Consider the following 7,593-nt stretch of genomic DNA (forward strand, 5'->3'; position numbering starts at 1 on the left):
ACATCGCGGCGCGGCGGAATACGGGAGGATGCATCAGAACGAACGCGCTAATTTAACGCCACGCGCGACGCCGCGCCAATGGGCACTAGTCCCGAGCGGCGCGGCGTGGGTTCGTCAGCGGATTGTCGTGCGAGCGGCTCAAGGCCGGTTCGCGAGCCACGCATCGACCCGCGCGATGGCCGCGCGCATCACGCGTTCGAGGCCTTCGGTCTGCGCCATGCCGCTCCAGAGGAGCTTGTCGCTCGTGAATGCCTTGATGGGATCAGGCGCGTTGAAAAAGCCGTGCGCGACGTTGGCATCCATCACGCCGTCCTGATACGTGTACGGCAGTTTGCCGTGATGCCAGCGCTCCAGGAAGCGGAAGAACAGCGCGGGCAGAATCGCGGTCGCGTTCGGATCGACATTGCGCGCGAAGCATTCCGACAGCGTCGGCGCGATGAAGCCGGGAATCTTCGAAAAGCCGTTGGCCGCGACGCGCTGATTCGTGTCCTTGATATACGGATTGCTGAAACGATCGAGCACGACGTCGCGATAATCGGCGAGATCGAGCGGGCTGGGCGTGAGGCACGGAATCACGTCTTCGGTGACGTAGGCATCGGCGAGCGCGGATTTCCATGTCGTTGGTGCCTTCGTCGATGTACTGCAAACCGACCAGCGTCCCCGCCCACGCGATGCAGCTATGGCTCGCGTTGAGCACGCGGATTTTCGCTTCTTCATACGCGTGCACGGAGTCGACCATCTCCGCGCCGACCTTTTCCCACGCGGGACGTCCGGCGATAAACTTGTCCTCGATCACCCACTGGATGAACTTCTCGCCCATGATCGGCGAGCGATCGTCGAAGCCGGTCGCGGCCTTCACGCGCTCGGCGACATCGGGCGTCGGACGCGGCTTGATGCGATCGACCATCGCGTTCGGACACGACGTATTATTGGCGAGCATCCAGTCGCGCAGACCGGTTTCGCCGCGCAGTTCGAGGAATTGCAGCATGCCGCGCTTGAAGCGATCGCCGTTGCTGCGCAGGTTGTCGCAGTTTTGCAGCGACACCTTGCCCGCACCGTTCTTCATGCGCGCGGCGAGGATCGCGGCGATCGCGCCGTAGATGGTGGTGCGGCCGCCTTTGAGGTCGGCGGCGAGATCGGGATTGGCGGTGTCGAGCTTGTCGTGCTCGTCGAGGTAATAGCCGCCTTCGGTGACGGTGAAGGAGACAATCTTCGTCGACGGATCCGCGCCGACGGCGACGAGCGCGTCGAGATCGGCGGACCAGGGCACGACTTTTTTGATCGATCGGATGGTTTCGTATTCGCGCTCGCCTTTGGGCGTGACGGTTTCGAGCGTGTACTCGCCGTTCTGCGCGGCGAGTGCTTCGAGCACGGCGTTCATATCGCCGCGGATATTGCCGACGGCGAGCGACCAGCTCGTGTCGCCCGTCTCGATCAGCCGATGGAGGTACCACGCCTGATGCGCGCGATGAAAAGACCCGGCGCCGATATGCAGGATCACGTTGGCGCTCTTGCTGGCTTCGTTGTTCATGTCTCTGTCTCCTCCTCTTTTGATGGGTGGTGCCTTTTTGTTTGCGCTTTTTGAGCTATTTGAGCAATTGATCGCGCTGTGGGCTTATGATCGTATTCGGGTTGGGGAATGTCAAGGTGGGTTTTGCTTACGCGGTTCGCTCGCGTTTTCGAGGTTTTTGCCGCTGCGTGAGGGCCTGTATGGGGTCGTTGCTTTGCAGCATTTCTTTTTATTGGGGGTTTCCCGGACGGCGGTTTTTTTAGGTGGTCGGTTAACCATAGGTCATAAATCTTTGCCTCGTTCGAGCTGTGTTCTTCGCTTCGTTTATTGCAGTAACCGCCTCCCCGGCGGAGGGGTTACTTTCTTTGCGGCGGCAAAGAAAGTAACCAAAGAAAGCCGCTTGTCCGATCCTAAGCACCTTCTTGAGCGGTCCCGGCACAGGACTTTCTACTTGGCACAGCAGTAGCGAGTGTTCTCGCCGTGTGTCCGGGCGCTGGTTCCCATGCGATTTGTGCTTTCTCGCCTAACTTGGTAACGGTCCCCTGCGGCTTACTCCGGCCCGCTTGCGCGGCCGGTTTAGGTACGTATGAGCAACCGGCAGGTAATTTCGGAAACGACCTCGCACGCGGCATCGTTTTGATTGCTATTCGGCCCTACCTTGGTTGGCACTTCGACCAAGAAATGAGTGCTCGCAATGCAACGCACTCCAAATCAAATTGAAAATGATGCTCAAACTTGAACTCACACATTGAGGTCTCGCGAAGCGAGAGAAGGCACAACAAGCATGAGGAAGGTCGCGTCATGCATGCGCGGACGAACGGGATGGACGTGGTCGCGTTGCTGCGTGTATTGACCGAGAGTGCGTGCCGCTATCGAAGCACTAACCGTGGTAGGGCCGAATAGCGAAGAAACCGATGAGGCATTCGAGGTCGTTTCGCTGAAGACCTGCCGGTGGCCTGTACGGCCCTAAACCGGCCGCACAGCGGGCCGGAGTAAGCCGAAGGGGACCGTTACCGTGGCGGGCGAGAAAGCGCTGATCGCATGGGAACCATCGCCCGGACACACGGTGAAGACACTCGCTACTGCTGTGCCAAATAGAAAGTCCTGTGCCGGGGCCGCTCAAGAAGGTGCTTAGGATCGGACAAGCGGCTTTCTTTGGTCACTTTCTTTGCCGCCGCAAAGAAAGTGACCCCACCGCCGGGGAGGCGGTTACTGCAAAAACCGAAGCCAACAATACCCAACACAAAAACCGCTAACGTCCAAAGGTGTGTGAATCAAACACCGACCCCTGCACAAAATGCACATCAAACAGCTGAAGCGCATTGAACTGCGCCTCATCGGAAACATTAGAAAAAATAAGCGGCATCTTGAGCCGATGCGCATAGGCGACCAGATGCTTGACGACAGAATCCCTGAGTGCCGCCCCCGCATCCATCTTGACGAAATCTAGCCGCGCCATATCGGACACGGCCATGATCTGCCCGGCATTGGGCAAATTCCCCGCGACCTTGAAGCCATACCGCTGATAGCTCTTGGTGAGATACCCGAGAAAGGTCTTGTGCGCCACCGCCGCCGCCGGCAACTCGATCACGACACGTGAAGGATTCATCCCGAACTCGAGCAGCACCGAAGAAAAATGCAGCCCGTGGTCATACTTCACGCTCTTGAGCAATCGCTCGTGCACGCGCAAAAATAGCAAACCGGTCCGATGCGGCCCGAAGAAATTGAACGCATGCAGCGCCCGCGATAACCGATCGAGCGCCACCAGCTCGCGATCGTCCTGCGTCTGCGCGAACGGATCGTGAGGCGCGTCGCCTTCGATCAGCGTGATCGCCTGGACGCCCAACTCGTCGCCGAACTGTTCGGCACTCTCCGGCGATGCACTCAACACTTGCGGAAAACTGTGCGTGCCGACATCGAAGATCGGCTCGTACGCGCTCGCAATCGTCATCTCGCCGTACCGCGCGATCGCCTCGTGTGCGTGCGCGCCTTCGCCCAGCGAGATATGCGCACCGAGAAACGGATGTTCCCGCGCGCGGGTGACGAGTTCAGGCAAGGACGGGGAGAGCATGGAGTTCGTTGGTGGCGCGTGGGTTCGTTCTGAAAGCGATGGTAGCAGCGCGCAACATCGCGCCATCCACCAAATCCACATATTGATATGCCCGGCCGATGCCGTCGATTAAGGGTTTACGATCTATTTCATTATACGTAATTCATTTTACCATCCGTAAAACGCTTCTGTTCGAGGACTTCCGATATGTCATCGTTCGATACCCACACGGACGCCGCCCGGCACTATCAATCCGGCTTCGCCAACGATTTCGCCACCGAAGCGCTGCCCGGCGCGCTGCCGATCGGCCGCAATTCGCCGCAACGCGCCGCCTACGGCCTGTACACCGAGCAGATTTCCGGCACCGCCTTCACCGCGCCGCGCGCACACAACCGGCGCTCGTGGCTGTATCGCATCCGGCCGGCGGCCGTGCATCAGCCGTTCACGCAGATGCCGGCCGAGCGCACGCGCGCCAGACTCGTCGCCAATTTCGCCGATGTTCCGCCCACGCCGCCGAATCAGATGCGCTGGGATCCGCTGCCGATGCCAACCGCGCCGACCGATTTCATCGACGGTTGGGTGACGATGGCCGGCAACGGCGCCGCCGAGTCGATGAATGGTTGCGCGATCCATCTCTACGCCGCCAATCGGCCGATGCAGGACCGCTTCTTCTACGACGCCGACGGCGAGTTGCTGATCGTCCCGCAACACGGACGGCTCGCGATCCGCACCAAACTCGGCAATCTCGATGTCGGGCCGTTCGAGATCGCGGTGATTCCGCGCGGCGTGCGTTTCGCCGTCACGCTGCCAGACGGCGAAGCGCGCGGGTATATCTGCGAGAACTTCGGCGCGTTGTTGCAGTTGCCCGACCTCGGGCCGATCGGCTCGAACGGTCTCGCCAATCCGCGCGATTTACTCACGCCGCATGCCGCGTTCGAAGACCGCGAGGGCGATTTCGAACTCGTCGCCAAGCTGAACGGCGTGCTGTGGCGCGCGGATATCGGCCATTCGCCGCTCGATGTCGTCGCGTGGCACGGCAATTACGCGCCGTACAAGTACGATCTGCGCCACTTCAACACGATCGGTTCCATCAGCTACGACCATCCCGATCCGTCGATCTTCCTCGTGCTGCAATCGCCGAGCGATACGCCGGGCGTCGACAGCATCGACTTCGTGATCTTTCCGCCGCGCTGGCTCGCCGCCGAAGACACCTTCCGTCCGCCCTGGTTTCATCGCAACGTCGCGAGCGAGTTCATGGGCCTCGTGCACGGCGTCTACGACGCGAAGGCCGAAGGCTTTCTGCCCGGCGGTTCGAGTCTGCACAACTGTATGTCGGGCCACGGGCCGGATGCGGACACTTTCCGGAAGGCATCGAACAGCGATACGTCGAAGCCCGCCAAAGTCGGCGACACACTCGCCTTTATGTTCGAGACACGCACGCTGATCAGACCGACACAGTTCGCGCTCGAATCCGCACAGTTGCAAGCGAACTATCACACCTGCTGGCAGGGCCTGACCAAACACTTCAACCCGGAGCAACGATGAACGACGCGCTCGCCGCCACGCGCTTGCCCACGCTCAAAAGCTGGCTCGATTCCGCCAACGATCCCGCCGGCGACTTCCCGATCCAGAACCTGCCGTTCGGCATCTTCAGCGACGACGTGAACCCGCAGCCGCGCGCGGGAGTGGCGATCGGCGACTGGATCGTCGATCTGTCGATGCTCGAACGCGCGCGCCTGCTGAACGCGCACGGCACCTTCGATGCACCGCGCCTCAACGATTTCATCGCGCTGGGCCGCGAGAAATGGCGCGAGGTGCGTATCGCGCTGTCGTGGCTGCTCGCGCACGACGACGCCACGCTGCGCGACGACGCCGATCTGCGCCGCCGCGCGCTCGTTCCGCGCCCCGATGCGTCGTTGTATCTGCCGGTCGAGATTCCGGGCTACACGGATTTCTATTCGTCGAAGGAACATGCGACCAACGTCGGCTCGATGTTTCGCGATCCGAAGAACGCGCTGCTGCCGAACTGGTCGGAAATGCCGATCGGCTACAACGGGCGCGCGTCGTCGGTGGTGGTGAGCGGCACGCCGGTGCGCCGGCCGAACGGCCAGTTGAAGCTGCCGAGCGACGATCGCCCGATGTTCGGCGCGTGCCGCAAGTTGGATATCGAACTGGAGACGGGCTTCGTCATCGGGCGCGGCAATGCGCTCGGCGAGCCGATCGCGTGCGCGGATGCCGAAGCGCATATCTTCGGCATGGTGCTGCTCAACGACTGGAGCGCGCGCGATATCCAGCAGTGGGAATACGTGCCGCTCGGGCCGTTCAACTCCAAGGGTTTCGCGACGACGATCTCGCCGTGGATCGTCACGCTCGACGCGCTCGAACCGTTCCGCACCGCGACGCCCGCGCAGGATCCGCAGCCGCTCGACTATCTGCGTCACGACGGCGAGCACGCGTTCGATATCGAACTGGAAGTGTCCTTGCGTCCGGAAGGCGCGCGCCGCGCGACGACCCTTTCCCGCACCAATTTCAAGCTCATGTACTGGTCGATGGCGCAGCAACTCGCGCATCACACGGTATCGGGCTGCAACACGCGCGTGGGCGATCTGATGGGTTCGGGCACGATCAGCGGCCCGACGCCGGACGCGTGCGGCAGCCTGCTCGAAGCCACCTGGAACGGTCAGCGTCCGCTGCAACTGGAAGAGGGCGGCGAGCGCGCGTTCCTTCAGGACGGCGATGAAATCACCTTGCGCGGATGGTGTCAGGGCGACGGATATCGGATCGGATTCGGCGCGTGCGCGGGGCATATCCTCGCGGCGCGCGACTAAACGGCATCGAAGGAACGGACATGACGAGAGAGACAACGATCGACGTCGAACGCGCGCTCGCAGAAGCGCATCGACCGGGTTTTCAGTGGATGCTGCTGGTGATCTGCGGGCTGTGCCTCGTGATCGACGGCTTCGACGCGCAGGCGATGGGTTACGTCGCGCTCGCCGTCATCGCGGACTGGCACGTATCGAAGGCCGCGCTCGGGCCGGTGTTCAGCGCGAGCCTGTTCGGCATGCTGCTCGGCGCGCTCGGCCTGTCGGTGCTGATCGGCTCGATGCTGTTCTTCGGCCTGTCGATGCTCGCCACCGCCTTCACCCACGATCTCACCGTGCTCGCCGTGCTGCGCTTCGTGACCGGCTTGGGCCTCGGCTGCATCATGCCGAACGCGATGGCGCTGGTCGGCGAGTTCTCGACGCCCGAACATCGCGTCAAACGGATGATGCTCGTGTCGTGCGGCTTCACGCTCGGCGCGGCGCTCGGCGGTTTCCTGAGCGCCGCGCTGATTCCGGCGTTCGGCTGGCGCTCGGTGTTCTGGGTCGGCGGCGCGGTGCCGCTGCTGCTCGCGTTCGCGATGATCGTCGCGTTGCCCGAATCGCTGCAATTTCTCGTCCTTTCTGGCCGCCTCGTTGAGCCATGCGGCCACGCAAGATGCGTCGGTCGTCGGGGTCAACCTGCGCGGATATGGCGGCGTTGCGGCTGCAGAACAGGATACGAAACTCAGCGAGCTGGCGCGCTACGGGGTGCAGACGATCCGCGAGGGATTTCCTTCACGCGCCCAGACGCAATTCGACCGCTTCATCATCGAGGCCTATCGGCGCGGCATCGGCACGGTCGCCATTATCTATCCGACGCTTGGAGGAACGCAGCAACATACCAGCGACGTTGATGTCACGGTGGGTCGGCGGTGGCGGGTTCCCGCACTCATCGACGCTGATCCGGCCGGGTTCAGAGCGGCATTTACCGCACAGCTCGCCGCCCTTGAGAATGCGAGGGTGAGGCTGACTGCCTTCGAGATCGGCAACGAGTTCAATACCGTCGGTTACAACGCCGATTTTCCGGCGCATGGCACGGGGCGCGTGCTAGTGTTCCGTCCCAGAAATAACTTTACATAACCGAGCCACTTTCTGAAGGATGGAATCGGCGGTTGCGGTCCAGACAAATGGACGGTTGTGCTGGTTGTAGCGTGCGACATAGCGCTCGATGC

Annotated in this window: 4 protein-coding genes and 3 pseudogenes; 4 read left to right on the plus strand and 3 right to left on the minus strand. The window is 61.8% G+C overall.

Translation table 11 applies throughout. The features are described 5' to 3' along the window. Positions 1–138: 138 nt before the first annotated feature. Positions 139–1,531 (minus strand): annotated as a pseudogene (gene dalD, locus BVER_RS13570) (D-arabinitol 4-dehydrogenase). On the opposite strand from dalD, the gene BVER_RS31560 reads away from it, so the two are divergent. Continuing rightward, a complete protein-coding gene (locus BVER_RS31560; protein ID WP_157056059.1) occupies positions 1,503–1,976 on the plus strand; it encodes a hypothetical protein in 474 nt (157 codons plus the stop codon). The pseudogene dalD and the gene BVER_RS31560 overlap by 29 nt on opposite strands. Positions 1,977–2,762: 786 nt before the next feature. Here the strand turns inward: BVER_RS31560 and BVER_RS13575 are convergent. Continuing rightward, positions 2,763–3,581 carry an EAL domain-containing protein gene (locus BVER_RS13575; protein WP_050453764.1) on the minus strand — a complete coding sequence of 273 codons (819 nt, stop codon included), beginning with the start codon at positions 3,579–3,581 and terminating at the stop codon, positions 2,763–2,765. Between the two features lie 186 nt (positions 3,582–3,767). Here BVER_RS13575 and hmgA point away from each other — a divergent pair, with 186 nt between their 5' ends. From hmgA to BVER_RS13590, 3 genes and pseudogenes are all read left to right on the plus strand, one after another. Beyond that, complete coding sequence (gene hmgA / locus BVER_RS13580) at positions 3,768–5,105, plus strand: homogentisate 1,2-dioxygenase (protein ID WP_050453765.1); 1,338 nt, start codon at positions 3,768–3,770, stop codon at positions 5,103–5,105. After that, positions 5,102–6,388, plus strand: coding sequence for a fumarylacetoacetase (fahA, locus tag BVER_RS13585; protein ID WP_050453766.1), 1,287 nt, complete (start codon positions 5,102–5,104; stop codon positions 6,386–6,388). The genes hmgA and fahA overlap by 4 nt, the downstream gene beginning before the upstream one ends. A gap of 20 nt (positions 6,389–6,408) precedes the next feature. Continuing rightward, positions 6,409–7,011 (plus strand): annotated as a pseudogene (locus tag BVER_RS13590) (MFS transporter); the annotation flags it as partial. A gap of 457 nt (positions 7,012–7,468) precedes the next feature. Here the strand turns inward: BVER_RS13590 and BVER_RS33830 are convergent. Further along, positions 7,469–7,593 (minus strand): annotated as a pseudogene (locus BVER_RS33830) (IS630 family transposase); the annotation flags it as partial.

This window comes from Candidatus Burkholderia verschuerenii (genome assembly GCF_001189365.1).
Taxonomy (GTDB): Bacteria; Pseudomonadota; Gammaproteobacteria; order Burkholderiales; family Burkholderiaceae; genus Caballeronia; species Caballeronia verschuerenii.